At 53.3% G+C, this 16,405-nt stretch carries 14 protein-coding genes and 2 pseudogenes; 1 reads left to right on the top strand and 15 read right to left on the bottom strand.

Annotated elements, in window-relative coordinates:
• The first annotated feature begins 177 nt into the window (after positions 1-177).
• Positions 178-1,006, top strand: a pseudogene (locus CV944_RS11970) (DUF6044 family protein).
• 100 nt (positions 1,007-1,106) lie between these two features.
• Here the strand turns inward: CV944_RS11970 and CV944_RS11965 are convergent.
• From CV944_RS11965 to CV944_RS11895, 15 genes and pseudogenes are all read right to left on the bottom strand, one after another.
• Entirely contained in the window at positions 1,107-2,555 is a 1,449-nt protein-coding gene (locus CV944_RS11965) for a S41 family peptidase (RefSeq protein WP_100659560.1), read from the bottom strand.
• A 366-nt stretch (positions 2,556-2,921) separates the two neighbouring features.
• On the bottom strand, positions 2,922-3,635 hold the full coding sequence (locus CV944_RS11960; protein WP_095859958.1) for a pirin family protein: 714 nt from the start codon (positions 3,633-3,635) through the stop codon (positions 2,922-2,924).
• 399 nt (positions 3,636-4,034) lie between these two features.
• A complete protein-coding gene (gene merR / locus CV944_RS11955; protein ID WP_100659561.1) occupies positions 4,035-4,505 on the bottom strand; it encodes a mercury resistance transcriptional regulator MerR in 471 nt (156 codons plus the stop codon).
• Between the two features lie 195 nt (positions 4,506-4,700).
• Positions 4,701-6,341, bottom strand: coding sequence for a mercury(II) reductase (merA, locus tag CV944_RS11950; RefSeq protein ID WP_100659562.1), 1,641 nt, complete (start codon positions 6,339-6,341; stop codon positions 4,701-4,703).
• Positions 6,342-6,423: 82 nt separating this feature from the next.
• A complete protein-coding gene (locus CV944_RS11945) occupies positions 6,424-6,699 on the bottom strand; it encodes a transporter (protein WP_044741908.1) in 276 nt (91 codons plus the stop codon).
• A 344-nt stretch (positions 6,700-7,043) separates the two neighbouring features.
• Complete coding sequence (locus tag CV944_RS11940) at positions 7,044-8,342, bottom strand: murein hydrolase activator EnvC family protein (RefSeq protein ID WP_100659563.1); 1,299 nt, start codon at positions 8,340-8,342, stop codon at positions 7,044-7,046.
• Between the two features lie 24 nt (positions 8,343-8,366).
• Complete coding sequence (gene ftsX, locus CV944_RS11935; RefSeq protein WP_100659564.1) at positions 8,367-9,260, bottom strand: permease-like cell division protein FtsX; 894 nt, start codon at positions 9,258-9,260, stop codon at positions 8,367-8,369.
• The gene (gene ftsE, locus CV944_RS11930; RefSeq protein WP_100659565.1) at positions 9,241-9,936 is read right to left on the bottom strand and encodes a cell division ATP-binding protein FtsE; all 696 of its coding nucleotides are present in this window, start codon (positions 9,934-9,936) and stop codon (positions 9,241-9,243) included. The genes ftsX and ftsE overlap by 20 nt, the downstream gene beginning before the upstream one ends.
• Before the next feature lie 259 nt (positions 9,937-10,195).
• Positions 10,196-10,534, bottom strand: a complete 339-nt coding sequence (cccB, locus tag CV944_RS11925) for a cytochrome c551 (RefSeq protein ID WP_100659566.1) — start codon at positions 10,532-10,534, stop codon at positions 10,196-10,198.
• Positions 10,535-10,596: 62 nt separating this feature from the next.
• Complete coding sequence (locus tag CV944_RS11920) at positions 10,597-11,460, bottom strand: YitT family protein (RefSeq protein ID WP_063329606.1); 864 nt, start codon at positions 11,458-11,460, stop codon at positions 10,597-10,599.
• A 136-nt stretch (positions 11,461-11,596) separates the two neighbouring features.
• The gene (locus CV944_RS11915) at positions 11,597-11,857 is read right to left on the bottom strand and encodes a type II toxin-antitoxin system RelE family toxin (protein WP_063329607.1); all 261 of its coding nucleotides are present in this window, start codon (positions 11,855-11,857) and stop codon (positions 11,597-11,599) included.
• Complete coding sequence (locus tag CV944_RS11910) at positions 11,826-12,083, bottom strand: hypothetical protein (RefSeq protein WP_082825792.1); 258 nt, start codon at positions 12,081-12,083, stop codon at positions 11,826-11,828. Before CV944_RS11910 ends, CV944_RS11915 begins: the two co-directional genes overlap by 32 nt.
• Before the next feature lie 110 nt (positions 12,084-12,193).
• Positions 12,194-13,298, bottom strand: a protein-coding gene (prfB, locus tag CV944_RS11905) for a peptide chain release factor 2 (protein WP_145994827.1) whose coding sequence is annotated in 2 segments (ribosomal slippage) — positions 12,194-13,222 and positions 13,224-13,298 — 1,104 coding nt in all. Because the reading frame shifts where the segments join, the coding sequence is not laid out codon by codon here.
• Positions 13,299-13,389: 91 nt separating this feature from the next.
• A complete protein-coding gene (secA, locus tag CV944_RS11900) occupies positions 13,390-15,903 on the bottom strand; it encodes a preprotein translocase subunit SecA (protein ID WP_063329608.1) in 2,514 nt (837 codons plus the stop codon).
• Between the two features lie 108 nt (positions 15,904-16,011).
• Positions 16,012-16,405: pseudogene (locus tag CV944_RS11895) on the bottom strand (hypothetical protein); the annotation flags it as partial.

Below are 16,405 nucleotides of genomic sequence, written 5' to 3'. Positions count from 1 at the left end.
GAGCTTGTCGCGCCGCGCTCTGCCTTAGGCAGGGCGTTTTTTCTGCCCTTCCTTATGATCCGCCCTTTTCCTTCTCTTCACTGCTTCTTTACTCTTTTTTTATTCTTTTTTAATCAGCGTTCTTTATAATGTCCCGTGTTGCCAATGCTACGCCTGTCCAAAAAGGGGGAGCAACAAGTGAAACAGATTGAACGCAGGGCCATCGACGCCGCCTTTCTCATCTTGGCGCTCTATCTTTCTCCGCTTTACCTTCTCGGCGAGCATGCCCACATTCGTGTCCATGACAATATGGACTCAAACATCGCCTGGTACCGCGTGCTTGCCCGAAGTGGACAATTGTTTGGCCCGCTTGACGCCGTGGTTCCGCAAGTGATCAACGGGTTGCCGCGCAACGCCTTCGGCACTGAATTCAGCGGCATCGTGTGGCTACACGCTTTGTTTCCCTCCATGGTGGCGTACGCCATCAGCCAAACGATCACGAGGGTATTCGCCTTTTTAGGCATGTATTGGCTGCTTAGGCGCCACTTTTTGCCTTCACCGGAATCATGGCTCATTCGCGTCGGGGCGGCGCTTGCTTTTGCGCTGACACCGTTTTGGCCGTCCGGCATGTTAAGCACGCTCGGCATGCCGCTGGCGCTTTGGGCGTTTCTGTCGATCCGCAACGGAGAAGCGACATGGAAAGAATGGCTTGCGATCATCTTGCTTCCGTTTTACGCCAGCTTTGTGCTCGGATTTTTCTTTTTCCTCGCCGCGATGGCGGCGCCTCGTGCCGATCGCCTTGGCGCTGCAGCTGCTTTTGCTTGGCGGGTTTAACGAGGAAATCCGCTATCGCCTCGCTGGCACGCCGTCGTTCGAGCAGTTTTATTCCGAACATTTATTTACCAAAATCAAGCAATACATCGGCAAAATGTATCAAGAGGTGAAACGGCGGCCCCGGTTTGCGGTCGAAAAAACCGTGCAGCTGCCGCTTCCATCAGAAAAGGAGAAAACACCAGCCCATTTGTAGGAAGCCAGCGATAGTCCACAGGCAAATCAGTCACAAAGAAAAGGGTGCCTCTGCGTTGTCAGAGGCACCCTTTTCTCTTTACTCGTCATCATTGGCTCGCTTACGACGGAAACAACACGCCAAGCGCTTTTTTCAACTGCACATCATGCTTCGGATCGCGGACGGCTTCCATGATTTTCGTTTGCAGCACATCCGCCGTCGTCTCATCGATTCGCCCCGTAACCGGGAGCTGATTCGCTTTTTGGAACGCTTGGACGGCTTGCTCGGTGTCTTTGCTGAAGTAGCCGTCCGTGCGGCCCGGGTTGAAGCCAAGCCCTTTGAGCATTTTTTGCGCATTGGCGATTTGCTCGTCGTTCATGTCATACCGAAGCGGTTTTTCCACATGAAGCGGAGCGACGTGGAAATAATCCGGCTGCGCCACCGCGACATCCGGCTTGATCCCTTTTTTATGGATCCAATGCCCGTCCGGCGTCAGCCATTTGTACAGCGTCAATTTGATGTTGCTGCCGTCGCCCATCGGAATCGCCTGCTGCACCGTCCCTTTGCCGAACGTTGCCTCGCCGACCAGCTTGTAGCCGCCCGCTTCTTTCATCGCTCCGGCCAAAATCTCTGACGCCGATGCGCTTCCTTTGTCGATGAGCACGACGATCGGGTATGGCTTTTTCGCCGTTAAATCGGAATAAAACTTTTGCCGATCGCCATCGCGTTCTTCAATTTGCACATATGGTTTGCCTTTCGGGATGAGTTGCTTCAAAATTTCCTCAACGCTTTGCAAATAGCCGCCCGGGTTGCCGCGCACATCGATGATCAAGCCATCAATATGTTCGGCCTCAAGCTTCGCCAACTTCTTTTTAAAGTCGGCGGCTGTGTTTTCCGAAAACGACGTAATTTGCAAATAGCCGGCCTTTTTGCCTTCATACGTTTTGACCGACTCATACACCGTCTGAATCGGAATTTCGTCGCGGACGACTTTGACTTTCATCACGTTTTTGACGCCCGGGCGCAAAATGTCAAGCTCCACTGTCGTCCCTTTTTTGCCGCGGATTTTCAATACCGCTTCATATAAATCAAGCCCTTCCAGGCTTTCTCCGTTGACGCGCAAAATTTGGTCGTTCGGCTTCAGCCCCGCTTTTTCCGCCGGCGAGTTTTTGATCGGAGCCACGATCGTCACCTTGCCGTCGATCATGCTCACTTCGGCGCCGATTCCTTCAAACGACGAGTCGAGCGACTCATTGAACTGCTCCGTCGTTTCCGCATCCATGTAGACGGAATACGGATCATCGAGCGTGTCGATCATCCCTTGAATGGCGCCTTCCGTTAATGTTTCTTCATCCACTTTTTCCACATACCGGTTTTTAATGAGTTCGTACGCCTGGCGGACTTTTTTCATTTCGTCATGATCGCTGGCCGTCTTGGACAGTTCCTCAGAAATGGCCGCCGGCATCGGCCCGTCTTCTGCTCCGCCAGCCAGCTGCAAACCGGCATACGTCCCGCCGGCCCCGATGAGCATCGAGATGGCCATGAGTGCGGCCGTTGTCGTTTTCTTCACGTTGTTTCCTCCTCACCCTAAACCTGCCCTTTCCATTGCCTGCAACGGAAGGGAAAGGGGGTCTCTTCGTTCTCCTTCGGCGAAACAAGCGGATGCCTCTGACGCCAATGAGAAAAGGAAAAGCACCGCCCAAACGCCGTGCCATGCCTTTATCTCCATCATATGTTAGGCTTGTACCGAGTATGCTCATTCGTTGTCTATCCTTTACTAGTTTACACGCTGCGTTTTGATTTCTCAACTCATACGGGCGCGGAAAAAAGAGGCACCCCCCGCCATTTTGGCGAACGATGCCTCTTTTTGATTCGTCTTCTTAGCCGCATCCGAAGTGGCCGTCAAACGAATGAACCGCACAAAAACGAAATGCTCTTACTCCTCTTTGGGCAAATCAATGAGCATGAACTGCGCTCCTTCGTTCGTCACCAAGCGAAGCGCCGGCGTGTCCGTAATACGGGCCGCATCGCGCCGTTCGAGATGGGCCTCGCCGTTTAACGCCAAATCCCCCTCAATGACAAAGACAAAGATGTTCCGCCCTTCCGGCTGGGTAAACGTCAGCTCATGCCCGGCTTCCAAATCGGAAAGATAAATCGTCAAATCTTGATGAATGTGAGCAATCCCCGGGGAAGACGGGTGTTTCGTGACAATCGGCAGCAAGGCGTTTTTCATCTTGTCGACCGGAAACTCGGTCCGCTCGTACGACGGCGGCAATCCGTATTGTTCCGGCAAAAACCAAAGTTGCAAAAAGTTCACCTCTTCCGTCGCCGACGGGTTCACTTCCGAATGGACGATGCCGGTGCCGGCCGACATCCGCTGCACGCCGCCGAACGTTGTCACCGCCTTATGTCCGGTGCTGTCTTCATGTTGCAAATAGCCTTTCAGCACGATCGACACAATTTCCATCTCCCGGTGCGGATGGGCGCCAAACCCCGCAAGCGGTGCGACGAAATCGTCGTTTAACACCCTTAACGGCCCGAATTGAATGTTGTTCGGGTCGTAATACTCGCCAAACGAAAAACTATGATATGTTTTCAGCCACCCGTAATCGGCATGATATCGGGACGACGCCCGGTCGATGCGGATCATCTTTTCCACTCCTTCATTGCAAGAAATGATGGGCCATCAAGCGCGTGCTGTTCTGAACCAGCAAGCGCCATAACCACCAGGGCCTACGATATTGATTCCCGTTTTGCGTTGTCTCATCCCCGTTGGGCGCAAACATTTATCTTTATCCAATAAATCTCGAATTCGAGATAATTATATAAAACCCGCCTTCGCTTGTCAATCGGGAAACAGGCGAAAAAACCGTTGAGCAGACAAACAGCTGCCCCCATTAGCCGGGAACCCGGCTAATGAGAGCAGCTTTATTTTGATTGGGGCTTCCCGCCGCCTATTTCCTGACCCCCGTTGCCGCGACGCCCCAAGGGACGGCCCATGTGTTTCCTATGGCGCTGCCGAAAGCTGCCGGCGCCTCCCATCGCCCGTTTATTTCCATCGTTCATTTGGGACAATATCCCGCATCCAAAACCACATATCATCGACCTTGCTGAAATATGCCCCTTCGAGCAATAAGTCAATAATCGGGCAGTTGTAGAGATTCTCCTCATGGGGGCAACATGCCTTCAGCTCAAGGAGCATCGCCTCCATTTTCATTAAGTCCTGAATCTTCTCCTTGATCTCCTTGATTTTCTGCTCGACAAATTGGTACATATCTTTGCATCGGTCGCGATCCCGATCGACAACGCCAAGCAGTTTATCAATCTCTGCCAAGGTGAACCCGAGCGCTTGCAACCGCTTAATAAACTGGATGCGCCTGACGGTTTCCTCCGTATACAGACGGTATCCGCCTTCCGTCCGCTCGGTTTCGGGAATGAGCCCCTTCCGTTCGTAGTACCGAATGGTTTCTTTATTGACATGGCATCTTTCTGCCAGCTCCCCGATGCGGTAATGTTTCACATAACCACCTCACCCAAAAGGATCACCGTGCACGATCGTACAGGGTTAAGGAAATAGGAACGTTGCGCCGACATTTCGTTATGAATCGGGAAGCGCCCGGCCAAACGGATCGCTTCTTATTCCGCTTCATTGCAACCGCAATGAGTTCTAGCCCCTTCATAACGGTCCGCGAAGCGGCGGCCCAATTCGAAGGCCTCATCCCGCACAGCACGATAACTTCGAAACATCTTGGTCAAACGTCAGCGCCGCTAATTTCAGCCCCTCCGCCATCGTTAAATACGGAGCCAACGTGCTGCGAAGGTCGTCAATCGTTAATCCGAATTGAATCGCCAACGTGGCGGCATAAATGACATCACCGGCATTGTCCGCCACAACATGGGCGCCTAACAGCTTGCCCGTGCGCGCCTCAGCCACGAGTTTAAACACTCCTGTCGTGTCCCGGTTGACGATCGCGCGCGGCACCGCCTCAAGCGGCAAGACAGACGCTTTCACGTCATACCCTTTTTCTTTCGCCTGTTGCTCAGTCAACCCGACGGTGGCGATGGCCGGATGGGTGAACGTCACCGCCGGAACAACGGCCGTATCCCAGCGCTTGTTCAGTCCGCCGACGGCATTGGCTGCGGCAACGGCGCCTTGATAGGCTGCGACATAGACAAACTGCGGGCCAAGCGTGACATCGCCTGCCGCATAAATGTACGGGTTCGTCGTTCGCCCGTATTCGTCAATCAAAATCTCCCCGCGCGCCCCGACGTCCACACCGGCTGCCGGCAAGTTCAACGCGGCTGTATTCGGCGTTCTCCCCGTCGCCACAAGCAGTTCGTCCGCTTCGATGACCCGGGTGCGCCCGTCTACGTTCACATATACGTTTTTCGTGTTTCCGTTTTGTTCGACCCGTTCAAACGAAGCGCCCGTGATGACGCGGATGCCTTGTTCCGCGAGCGCCTCTGCCACCGCTTCGGAAATTTCCGGGTCATACGCTTTCAAGAGGCGCGGGCTCCGCTGCATCAATGTCACCTCGGAGCCAAGATGGTGGAACAGCTGCCCCAACTCCATCCCGATGTAACCGGCGCCGATGACAGCAAGCCGCTTCGGCACCTTTTTCAGCTCAAGCAGCGTCGTGCTTGTCAAGTAATCGACATCATGGAGCCCCGGAATGTCCGGCACGGCCGGGGAAGCACCCGTCGCAATCAAAAACCGTTTCGCCGACAGCGTTTGGCCGTTGACGTTAATCGTTTGACGTCCGACGAATCGGGCTTCCCCTTGGATGAAATCGAACCCGTACTCCGCGATTAAATCGGCATACTTCGCTTGGCGAAGCTGTCCGACCAATTCATTTTTTTGCTTCACTAACGGCGCCAAGTCAACCGGACCGGCAGAGGTATGCAGGCCAAAAAACGGATGATTGCGCGCCAACGCATTGATTTCCCCAGCCCGAAGCAACGTCTTTGACGGCACGCAGCCGATATTGACGCACGTCCCCCCGACCGTGCCGCGTTCGACCATGGCTACTTTCGCCCCGTATTTCACCGCTTCGATCGCCGAGGAAAACGCGGCCCCGCCGGAACCGATGACGATGTAATCATACTCTCCCCCGCCATCGAAGGAAGGGGTGGCTGGCACGGTGATCTCCTCGATATCCCCCGGCTCGTAATGAGCGTTTCGGACCGCTTGTTTCGCCAGGCCAATATCCGTGCCATCAGGAAGCGCGAATACCGCTTCACCGCGCCGGAAGCTGACGTCAATCTGCTTGGCCCCAATCGCCTCCAGCGCTGCAGTGACATGTTGTTCACAACCGGTGCATGTCATGCCTTGTACATTCATTCGGTACGTTTTCATGGTCACAAACACTCCTTAATGAAAAGTGGTCTTTCCTAGTTTTGAGCAAAAAGGCGGCTCCTACCACAAAAAAACACGAACGTCACTCCTGCCTGAACGGAGCACAGCACGCCTCATCGCCGTTTCCCGTTTTCCCCGGGGAGCAGCCGGCCGTTTCGCCTGACGGTTTTGGCTTTCGCCTGTAAAATATCATTGTCAGTGAAACGAAACATAACACCGTCAAAAGACCAACAGCAAGACTTTGGTGCCGGATCAAATACGCACCGGCCGATGTTCCGGCCAACAGCGGCAGAACAAGCGCCAAATGGCACGGGCAGCTGAGCAGCGCCAGCACCGCCCAAAACGATGGTTTGACCATTTCGTCCGTTCCCCCTCCTCACCATGACGAAACGTTTCTCCTCGTTGTTTCCCATTATAAACGGTGTACTACGGTACAGAGTCAAGAGAAAGGAAAACGGACGAAGAGGACAAGGCAGTTTCAATGGCCGCCCCCCGCCCGGAAGACTGTTGATTTCATGAGAAGCCTGCCCAACACGCGCCTTTCTCAAGTTGAGAAGCCTGTTAAAACCCGATTCTTTATGGCGGCTGCCAATACCTGTTGAAGGAAAATGGCCGTTTTTCACCGGCAGTCGACACGAACGAATGACAAAAAAATACGCAACTTGTCCGCCTCATAGACAGACAAGTTGCGTATAGCAGAATTTAGAAAGCGATGTAATTACGCGGATCGACCGCATTCGTTTTTCCTGGGTTCCAGCTACCGCGGTGCAGTTCAAAATGAAGGTGCGGACCGGTCGAATTCCCGGTATTGCCCATATAGCCGATCACTTGCCCTTTGCGGACGCGCTGTCCTTCCCCGGCCAGACGCGCCTCGAGGTGGGCGTAGACGGTTGTGTACGTTTGTCCGTTGATGACATGGCTGACGAAAATGACGTTGCCGTAGCTGCTAGAATAGTAGGAGCGGAACACAATGCCGTCCGCTGCCGCGACAACCGGCACAACAGGAGCTCGCTTGCCAATGTCGACCCCGGGATGGAAGTCCGTGCCACCAAACCGGTAGCCAAAGCCCGAGTTGATCGGACCGTTGGCTGGACGGGTGAAGGCCCCGCTCGACACAGGCGGTGTGCTGCCGCCCGATGGCGCTTCTTCTGATGACGATCCTCCATCGTTTGGCGCGGTATATGTACGTCCCCTCTGTTTCGCTTCTTCTTCCGCCCGTTTTTGCCGTTCGAGTTCGGCAAGCTGCTCTTTCACCGCCGCTTCTTGTTTGGCGATCAGTTCTTTTTCTTCTTCAAGCGCCATCTTATGATCATGCTCTTCTTCCTCTTTTTGCTTCAAATCAGCCATCAGGCGATTTTTTTGTTCCAACTGGCCAGCCAGTTCAGCCTGCAGCTGCTTCAATTCTTGCAAATCCGCTTGCAGCTTGTTCCGCTTTTCGGTCAATTCTGTTTCCTTTTTTTCTTTCAGCGCTTTGTCCGCTTCCTGTTCACGAATGATTTGCTGGTCCGCTTCCATAATCGTGGTGACGGCGCTCATCCGGTCGATGAAGTCGCTGAAGCTTTGGGCGCCGAGCAACACTTCCAAGTAGCTGATCGCTCCGCCGCTTTCCTGCAAGGAACGAAGCCGCTCCTTCAAAATTTCATTCCGCTTTTCAATCCGCTCTTGAATTTCGGCAATCTCTTGTTTCAGTGTCTCGATCGCCTGCTCGGTTTCATCAATATCTTTGCTGACGTTGCGGATTTTGCCGCTCGTTTCGTCAATCGCCACGTTGAGTTTTTGAATGTCATTGGCAACTTGGCGCTGTTGCGAGCGAAGCGATTCGATCGTTTTTTGCGCCTCATTGATTTTTTGCTCGACATCGGACCGCTTCGAACGAAGCGCGTCGATCTCGCCCCGCTTTTGTTCGATATCACGAGTGCTGACGGCGTCCGCCGCCGGCGGGAGAATGCCCAGCCCAAGCGCCCCGGCAACAGCGAGCGCCAACATGCGTTTCTTTTTCATCTTTCCCCTCTCCCTTTCTATCATTTATACTTTTAAAAACTTGCGCACAGACATAACGCTTCCCCAGACGCCGATGCCGGCGCCAATCACTAGCAGCAGCCCGCTTAACTGCCACATAAACGGCGAAAACGGAAGAAGTTCAAAAAACGGCAAGGAAACCCACTGTTCATACACTTGATACACGTTGTAGTACACGATCGAAAGCGCCGCGATCGGGAAGAGAGCGCCAAGCATTCCAAGCCATAGCCCTTCCAAAAAGAACGGCCAGCGGATAAACCCGTTCGTCGCGCCCACGAGCCGCATGATTTCAATTTCGCGGCGGCGGGCGAAAATCGTAATTTTGATCGTGTTGGAAATGAGAAACATCGCCGTAAACAACAATCCGAGAATGAGCACGAGCCCCACGTTGCGCGCCACTTTCAGTGCGTCAAACAGCTTCTCGACCGTCCCTTGGCCATAATTGACTTTATGGACGAACGGCAATGTTTCGATTTGTTTGGCGATTTTCACTGTATCTTGCGGGCGGGCCGCTTTCACGACGTATACATCGCTTAGTGGGTTGTCCTGTTCAAATAAGCGGAACGACGAGCCTTCCTCCCCCATGCTTTTGATCAGCCGCTTCAGCTCTTCGTCCTTTGATGAATAGCGCACTTCCTTGACGTTTGGAATGGCTTCAATTTGCCGGCGCAAGGCGTCTTTTTGCCGGCTGTCAGCCGTCAGCTCGATATGGACGCGAATTTCGACATCGTTTTCGACTTTTTTGGCGAAATGGTTGATGTTAAACATGACGACAAAAAAGACACCGACAAGCAACAGCGTCACCGTGACGGCGCTCGCGGACGCAAATGTCATCCAACCGTTGCGGCCGAGGCTTTTCATGCTCTCCCGAACGTGGCGCTTAAACGTATGAAGCGTCATAACCGTATTCCCCCTTCGCCTCGTCGCGGACAATTTTTCCGTTTTCGATGGCGATGACGCGCCGCCGGGTCGCGTTGACGATCTCTTTGTTGTGGGTCGCCATCACAATCGTCGTTCCCCGGTCGTTGATTTTTTCAAACAGCTCCACAATGCCCCATGAGGTTTCCGGGTCCAAGTTTCCTGTCGGTTCGTCGGCAATGACGATTTTGGGGGAATTGACAATCGAGCGGGCAATCGAAACGCGCTGCTGTTCGCCCCCGGACAGTTCGTTCGGGTAAGAGCGGACTTTATGTTTGAGGCCGACTAAGTCGAGTACTTCCATCACTTTTTTGCGGATCGCTTTCGGCGATTCTTCAATGACTTCCAACGCAAACGCCACATTTTCATAGACATTGAGCTTCGGAAGCAGCTTGAAATCTTGAAACACAACGCCGATATGGCGGCGCAAAAGAGGAACTTTGCTGTCTTTCAGCTTGGCAAGGTTGACGCCGTTGATCATAATGGTCCCGCTCGTCGGCTTTTCCTCGCGGTACATCATCTTAATAAACGTCGACTTCCCAGCTCCGCTGGGTCCAACGACGTAGACGAATTCTCCTTGCTTGATGCGAACGTTGATGCCGTTTAGCGCCACAACGCCGTTTGGATACGTTTTGTATACATCTTGCATTTCAATCATCATCATCACCTATTTTCGACTTTCCTGTTGCCATTTCTCGAGCTGTTTCGAATGAATCCCGCAAAATTCCGCAAGGATTATTATAACACGATTTTCTATTGTCGAATTTTACATTTATATTTCAAATGGGGAACAATGGAGAAACTAGGACAAAAGACGCAAAAACAGAAAACACCGCCCCGTTCTTGAGCGAACAAGGCGGTGCACTTTCCTTGAGTGAAACGATCTTTTCTTTCAAAGAGTCAGAAACATCCATCCATTATTTTTTCGCGGCCAGCCACTCGGCCACTTTATCAGCGTCTTCCCCTTTGATGATTCCGGCCGGCATCGCGCCGCGGCCGTTGGCGATGACATCTTTAATTTCATCTGCCGAATATTTGCTTCCTACTTTTTGCAAGTTCGGACCGACCCCTCCCGAAAGGTCTTGCCCGTGGCATGATGCACAGTTTTGCTGATAGATTTGTTCAGCAGCGGCAACGGTATCCCCTCCACCGTTGTTATTGCCGCCGTTTTGGTCCCCGGCGTTGTCATCACCGCCGCCGCATGCTGCAAGCGCGAGCGAAACGCCAAGGAACATCGCAGCCAACTTCCACTTCATGGCGAACTCCCCCCAGAAAACAAAAATTTCATTCTCCTTTATTATAACCGATTTTTTCCGTTTTACGTACGTTGAAATCCCTCTCCAAGCACTTCAGCGGCGTTGGCCACGACGACAAACGCTGTCGGATCAATGGTTCGGACCAATTGTTTCAATTTTGTGAACTCCGATTGAGCGACGACGCACATCAACACCGGCCGTTCGTGTTCGGTGTAACCGCCGTACGCCGGCAGCCGCGTCACCCCGCGATCGATTTCGTGCAAAATGGCGCGGCGCACTTTTTCCTCTTCATTGGTAATAATCAAGGCAATTTTCGAATAGCCAAGCCCGACTTGGACGAGGTCGATCGTTTTGCTTGTCACATACAAGGCGATCAGCGCGTAGAGCGCTCGCTCAATGTCAAAGACAAACGCCGCAGTCAACACGATCAAGCCGTCAATCAAAATCACACACATGCCGAGCGACAGCCCGGTATATTTATGGATGATTTGCGCCGCCAAATCGGTGCCGCCCGTCGAAGCGCGGCCGCGAAATACAATGCCAAGGCCGAGTCCGACACCGATACCGCCAAAGATCGCGCCAAGAAGCGGATTCGTCGTCGCCGGCTCCATCCCTTTCGTCATGTAGACGACAAGCGGCAAGAACACCGTCCCGACAAACGTCTTGACGCCAAACTGCCGGCCCAAAAGCACAACGCCAGCGATAAAGAGCGGAATGTTGAGCGCCCATTGGACGTAGGCAGGCTCAATGCCAAACAGCGCGTGCATAATCGTGCTCACGCCGCTTACCCCGCCCGAGGCGATCCGATTCGGCAGCAAAAACACGTTAAACGCCACCGCGACAACTGCCGCGCCGACCAGAACATACGCATACTCCAAAGTCGCCTCCACCGCCGGAGGCATGGTCTTCTCTCTTCGCTTCCGCATGCTTCCCCACCTTCCTCTGTGAGTATAGCATGCCCGTTTTGGTAAGTAAATGACAGCCGGTTAACGCGATAACGGTCTGCTATGATAAAGGAAAAAAGGACGATCCGATGATCGCCCTAGCCAAAAAATACAAGCCTCAATACACATCGCCACGGTTGCCGATCGCCTCAATATAGATGATTCGTTCATCATGATCGATGCGAAACAACACACGATATGTTCCGATTCGCAGCCAATATAATCCATCCTGCCCCTTCAACTTTTTAATATCCCCCTGCGGTGGGATCGCAAGCAGACCTTGCAACCCAGAGGCCAACCGTTCTTGAACCTCTTTTTCTTGCCTAGCGATGAATTTGACTGCGGCCCTACGGTAAATCAACTTGTAGCCCGAATTCACGCTTGGCTTCTCCCCCGGTGATATATCCTTCATCGCTTTGCAGCTGCTGGCGCTCTTCTTCCGTCAACGTTTCTTCATCTGTTTCGTCAATCCGCTCCCATACCATTCGTTCCTTTCTGGATCGATCAAGCAAGTACATCAAAAAATCGTACGCTGTTTGATGATCCGTTTCATCCAACCGGTCAATCAGTTCGTAAAGCAATTGTTTGCGCACAGCCAAAGCCATCGCCCTCCTTTTTCCTTATCATTACCTTCAGCGTATCACGAAAGCATAGATGCGTCAAAAGGCCAAAACACGATTTTGAAGCGAAAAAAGGACGATCCGATGATCGCCCTTTACTTCAACTTCGCACGCAAATACGCGTCAATAAACACATCAATTTCCCCATCCATCACCGCTTGCACGTTGCCGACCTCGACGTTCGTCCGATGGTCTTTCACGAGCGAGTACGGATGGAAGACGTACGAACGAATTTGGTTGCCCCAGCCGATTTCTTTTTGCTCGCCGCGCAGCTCAGCGAGTTCGGCTTGTTGCTCCTCGAGTTTCTTTTGGTACAACTTCGCCTTCAACATGTTCATTGCTTTTTCGCGGTTTTTAATTTGCGACCGCTCCGATTGGCACGTGACGACGATCCCGGTCGGCAAGTGAGTGATGCGCACGGCCGAGTCGGTCGTGTTGACGTGCTGCCCGCCCGCGCCGCTCGAGCGGTACGTGTCGATTTTCAGCTCTTCCGGCCGGATCTCAATCTCAATGTTATCATCCATCTCCGGCACAACCTCGCACGACACGAACGACGTATGGCGGCGGCCTGAGGCGTCAAACGGCGAGATGCGAACCAGCCGATGCACCCCTTTTTCCGCTTTTAAGTAGCCGTAAGCGTTATGCCCTTTAATGAGCAGCGTGACGCTTTTAATCCCCGCTTCCTCGCCCGGGAGGTAGTCGAGCGTCTCGACTTTGAACCCTTTTTTCTCCGCCCAGCGCGTGTACATGCGCAACAACATCGACGCCCAGTCTTGCGACTCCGTGCCGCCCGCGCCCGGGTGGAGCTCCAAAATAGCGTTGTTTTGATCGTACGGCTCATTGAGCAGCAGCTGCAACTCAAACTCGCTGAAGTCTTTCATCAGCTTTTTCGCTTCCTCGACCAGCTCAGCTTGGAGCTCGTCATCCGGCTCTTCCTTGAGCAATTCGTACGTCACTTCCAAGTTGTCAAACCGTTCTTCAAGCGAGGAAAATTCCTCGACGAGATCTTTAAGCGCATTCGCTTCGGAAATGACCGCCTGCGCCGATTTTTGATCATCCCAAAAGTTGGGCGCGGCCATTTGCTCCTCTAATTCGCGAATGCGCGCCTGCTTCGCTTCGAGGTCAAAGAGACCCCCTAATTTCCGCTAATCGCTTAGCCATTTTCTCAAGCTCTTGCTTAATTTCCACCAAATCGATCATGTTGTCCTCACCTCATCATGAATATAGTATGTCAATGGTTCATATCTGCCATTCAAAATGGAGGCAGCGCCCCCCTATTATTTATAAACCGTTACACCGTTCTTCCGCAACAATGTTTATATTTCTTCCCGCTCCCGCACGGGCACGGTTCGTTGCGGCCGACGCGCACCGCCTTGCGGACCGGTTTTCGCTTCGGCTCTTCGCCGTCTTCTTTCGGATGCACGGCTTCGCCTTTCGCCACTTCTTGGCGTTCGAGGTTTTGATGGATTTCCGCTTTCATGATATACGTCGCGACTTCCTCTTCGATCGCGGCAATCATGTTTTCAAACATCGCATAGCCTTCCATTTGGTATTCGCGCAGCGGGTCAACTTGCCCGTACGCACGCAAATGAATGCCTTGGCGGAGCTGCTCCATCGCGTCGATATGGTTCATCCATTTCATATCGACGGCGCGCAAGACGACGACGCGTTCAAACTCGCGCATTTGTTCAGGCGGGATTTGCGCTTCTTTCTCATCATAGCGCGCCTTCACTTTCGCCCAAATGAGCTCGATCATCTCTTCGGGCTCTTTGCCGCGCAAATCGCCCTCCGTCACATCGCCGTCTGGCAACAGATGGGCATTTACGTAATCGACGAGCCCTTTCAAATTCCACTCTTCCGGCAAGTCCTCTTTCGGCGTATGAGCATGAACGGCGCGCTCAATGACCGAGCGGATCATGTTTTCAATGATGCCGCGCAAGTTGTCGGAATCAAGCACTTCAAAACGCTGGCGGTAAATGATTTCCCTCTGTTCGCGCAACACGTCGTCATATTGAAGCAGTTGCTTGCGGGCGTCGAAGTTGTTGCCTTCGACCCGCTTTTGCGCCGACTCGACCGCTCTCGTCACCATTTTGCTTTGGATCGGCTGCGAGTCGTCCATTCCCAAGCGGTCCATCATCGCCATTAAGCTTTCCGAGCCGAAACGGCGCATCAATTCGTCTTCAAGCGACAAGTAAAACTGCGACACCCCAGGGTCGCCTTGGCGTCCCGAGCGGCCGCGCAGCTGGTTGTCAATCCGCCGGCTTTCATGCCGCTCCGTGCCGATGACGGCCAGTCCGCCAAGCTCCTTGACCCCTTCGCCAAGCTTAATGTCCGTCCCGCGCCCGGCCATGTTCGTCGCGATCGTCACCGCGCCTTTTTGCCCCGCTTGGGCGATGATCTCCGCCTCTTTCGCATGGTTTTTCGCGTTTAAGACGTTGTGCGGGATGCCCCGTTTTTTGAGCATCTCCGACAACAGCTCCGACGTCTCGATCGCCACCGTGCCGACCAACACCGGCTGCCCTTTCGCATGGCGGGCGGCGATGTCCTCAACCACGGCGCGGAACTTCCCTTCCATCGTCCGATAAATCAAATCCGGGCGATCCTCCCGGATCACCGGGCGGTTCGTCGGAATGACGACGACGCGCATGTTGTAAATGTTGCGGAACTCTTCCTCTTCCGTCTTCGCCGTCCCCGTCATCCCCGCGAGTTTTTCATACATGCGGAAGTAGTTTTGGAACGTAATCGTAGCCAACGTCATCGACTCGTTTTGAATCTCGAGCCCTTCCTTCGCCTCAATGGCTTGATGAAGTCCATCGCTGTAGCGGCGGCCATGCATCAAGCGCCCGGTGAACGGGTCGACGATGATCACTTTTCCGTCTTGCACGACGTAGTCGACATCGCGCTGCATCGTCACGTGCGCCCGCAGCGCCAGCTGAATATGGTGGTTGAGCGTCACGTGCTTCAAATCAAACAAGTTGTCGATGCCAAACGCCCGCTCGGCTTTGTTCATTCCTTCTTCCGTCAGCTGGACGCTTTTCGATTTTTCATCGTATGTGTAATCGACATCTTTGCGCAGCGTGCGGACAAACGCATTCGCCTGCACGTACAGCTTCGTCGACTTCTGCGCCGTCCCTGAAATGATGAGCGGCGTCCGCGCTTCATCGATCAAAATCGAGTCAACCTCGTCGATGATCGCATAATAAAGCGGCCGCTGCACCATATGCTCCTTATAAAGCACCATGTTGTCGCGCAAATAGTCAAAACCAAACTCGTTGTTCGTCCCGTACGTAATGTCGGCGTTGTACGCCGCTTGCTTCTCCTCGCGCGACATGCCGCTTAAGTTCAACCCGACGGTCATGCCTAAAAACTCATACAGTTTGCCCATTTCCGTCGCATCGCGCGTCGCCAAGTATTCGTTGACCGTCACGACATGCACGCCGCGCCCGGTCAAGGCGTTCAAATAGACGGGCATCGTCGCCGTCAACGTTTTCCCTTCCCCGGTTTTCATCTCGGCGATGTCGCCCTCATGCAAGACGACGCCGCCCATAATTTGCACTTTATATGGGTACAAGCCAAGGACGCGCTTCGCCCCTTCGCGCACGACGGCAAACGCCTCGACAAGCAAATCATCGAGCGATTCGCCTTGTTGGTAGCGGGCTTTGAATTCCTCGGTTTTTTGCCGCAGCTGTTCATCGGACAGTCGGGCCATCTCCGGACCGAGCGCGTCGACTTGATCGGCAATTTTCTCAAGCCTTGCCAACTGACGCTTGTTCGGGTCAAATACTTTTTTTAAGACTCCAAGCATAGGAAACGCTCCTTATTTTTCATGGACTCACTTCTTCATCATATCATTTACAGGGATCAGTGACAACTGTTGTACAGGCTGGGAGAGGGGCATGTCCAAGAGAGGGGATCACAACTTGGACTGAAGTTGCTCAATCGCCGCTTCCGCATGGTGAAGCCGCCGATTCAGCGCATAAATTTCAAAACTTTTCTCCTCCACTTTTTCGTGAATTTTGCGAAGCAAGATTTGCACATCATCCACAAGCTGCGTTTCGACCCGATGAAGCGTCTCTTTCACTTCCCTCAATTCGTTTTCCACACCATCCAACCGGGTCTCCACACCATTCAACCGCGTTTCCACGCCGTCCAACCGGGTCTCCACACCATTCAACCGCGTTTCCACGCCGTCCAACCGGGTCTCTACRCCATTCAACCGCGTTTCCACGCCGTCCAATCGGGTCTCCACGCCATCTAACCGTGTTTCCACACCATCCAACCGGATCTCCACACCATTCAACCGCGTT

It is taken from the genome of Geobacillus sp. WSUCF-018B (assembly GCF_002809985.1).
Lineage (GTDB): Bacteria > Bacillota > Bacilli > Bacillales > Anoxybacillaceae > Geobacillus > Geobacillus thermophilus.
This window is presented reverse-complemented; position numbering and strand designations above follow the sequence as displayed.

Excerpts from the sequence above, each read along its gene's own strand:
- CV944_RS11940 (WP_100659563.1), bottom strand. The coding sequence starts at position 8,342 with ATGAAAAAGAAACGCATGTTGGCGCTCGCTGTTGCCGGGGCGCTTGGG.
- merA (WP_100659562.1), bottom strand. The coding sequence starts at position 6,341 with ATGAAAACGTACCGAATGAATGTACAAGGCATGACATGCACCGGTTGT.
- cccB (WP_100659566.1), bottom strand. The coding sequence starts at position 10,534 with ATGAAGTGGAAGTTGGCTGCGATGTTCCTTGGCGTTTCGCTCGCGCTT.
- ftsE (WP_100659565.1), bottom strand. The coding sequence starts at position 9,936 with ATGATTGAAATGCAAGATGTATACAAAACGTATCCAAACGGCGTTGTG.
- secA (WP_063329608.1), bottom strand. The coding sequence starts at position 15,903 with ATGCTTGGAGTCTTAAAAAAAGTATTTGACCCGAACAAGCGTCAGTTG.
- CV944_RS11960 (WP_095859958.1), bottom strand. The coding sequence starts at position 3,635 with ATGATCCGCATCGACCGGGCGTCGTCCCGATATCATGCCGATTACGGG.
- ftsX (WP_100659564.1), bottom strand. The coding sequence starts at position 9,260 with ATGACGCTTCATACGTTTAAGCGCCACGTTCGGGAGAGCATGAAAAGC.
- CV944_RS11910 (WP_082825792.1), bottom strand. The coding sequence starts at position 12,083 with ATGGCTTTGGCTGTGCGCAAACAATTGCTTTACGAACTGATTGACCGG.
- CV944_RS11920 (WP_063329606.1), bottom strand. The coding sequence starts at position 11,460 with ATGCGGAAGCGAAGAGAGAAGACCATGCCTCCGGCGGTGGAGGCGACT.
- CV944_RS11945 (WP_044741908.1), bottom strand. The coding sequence starts at position 6,699 with ATGGTCAAACCATCGTTTTGGGCGGTGCTGGCGCTGCTCAGCTGCCCG.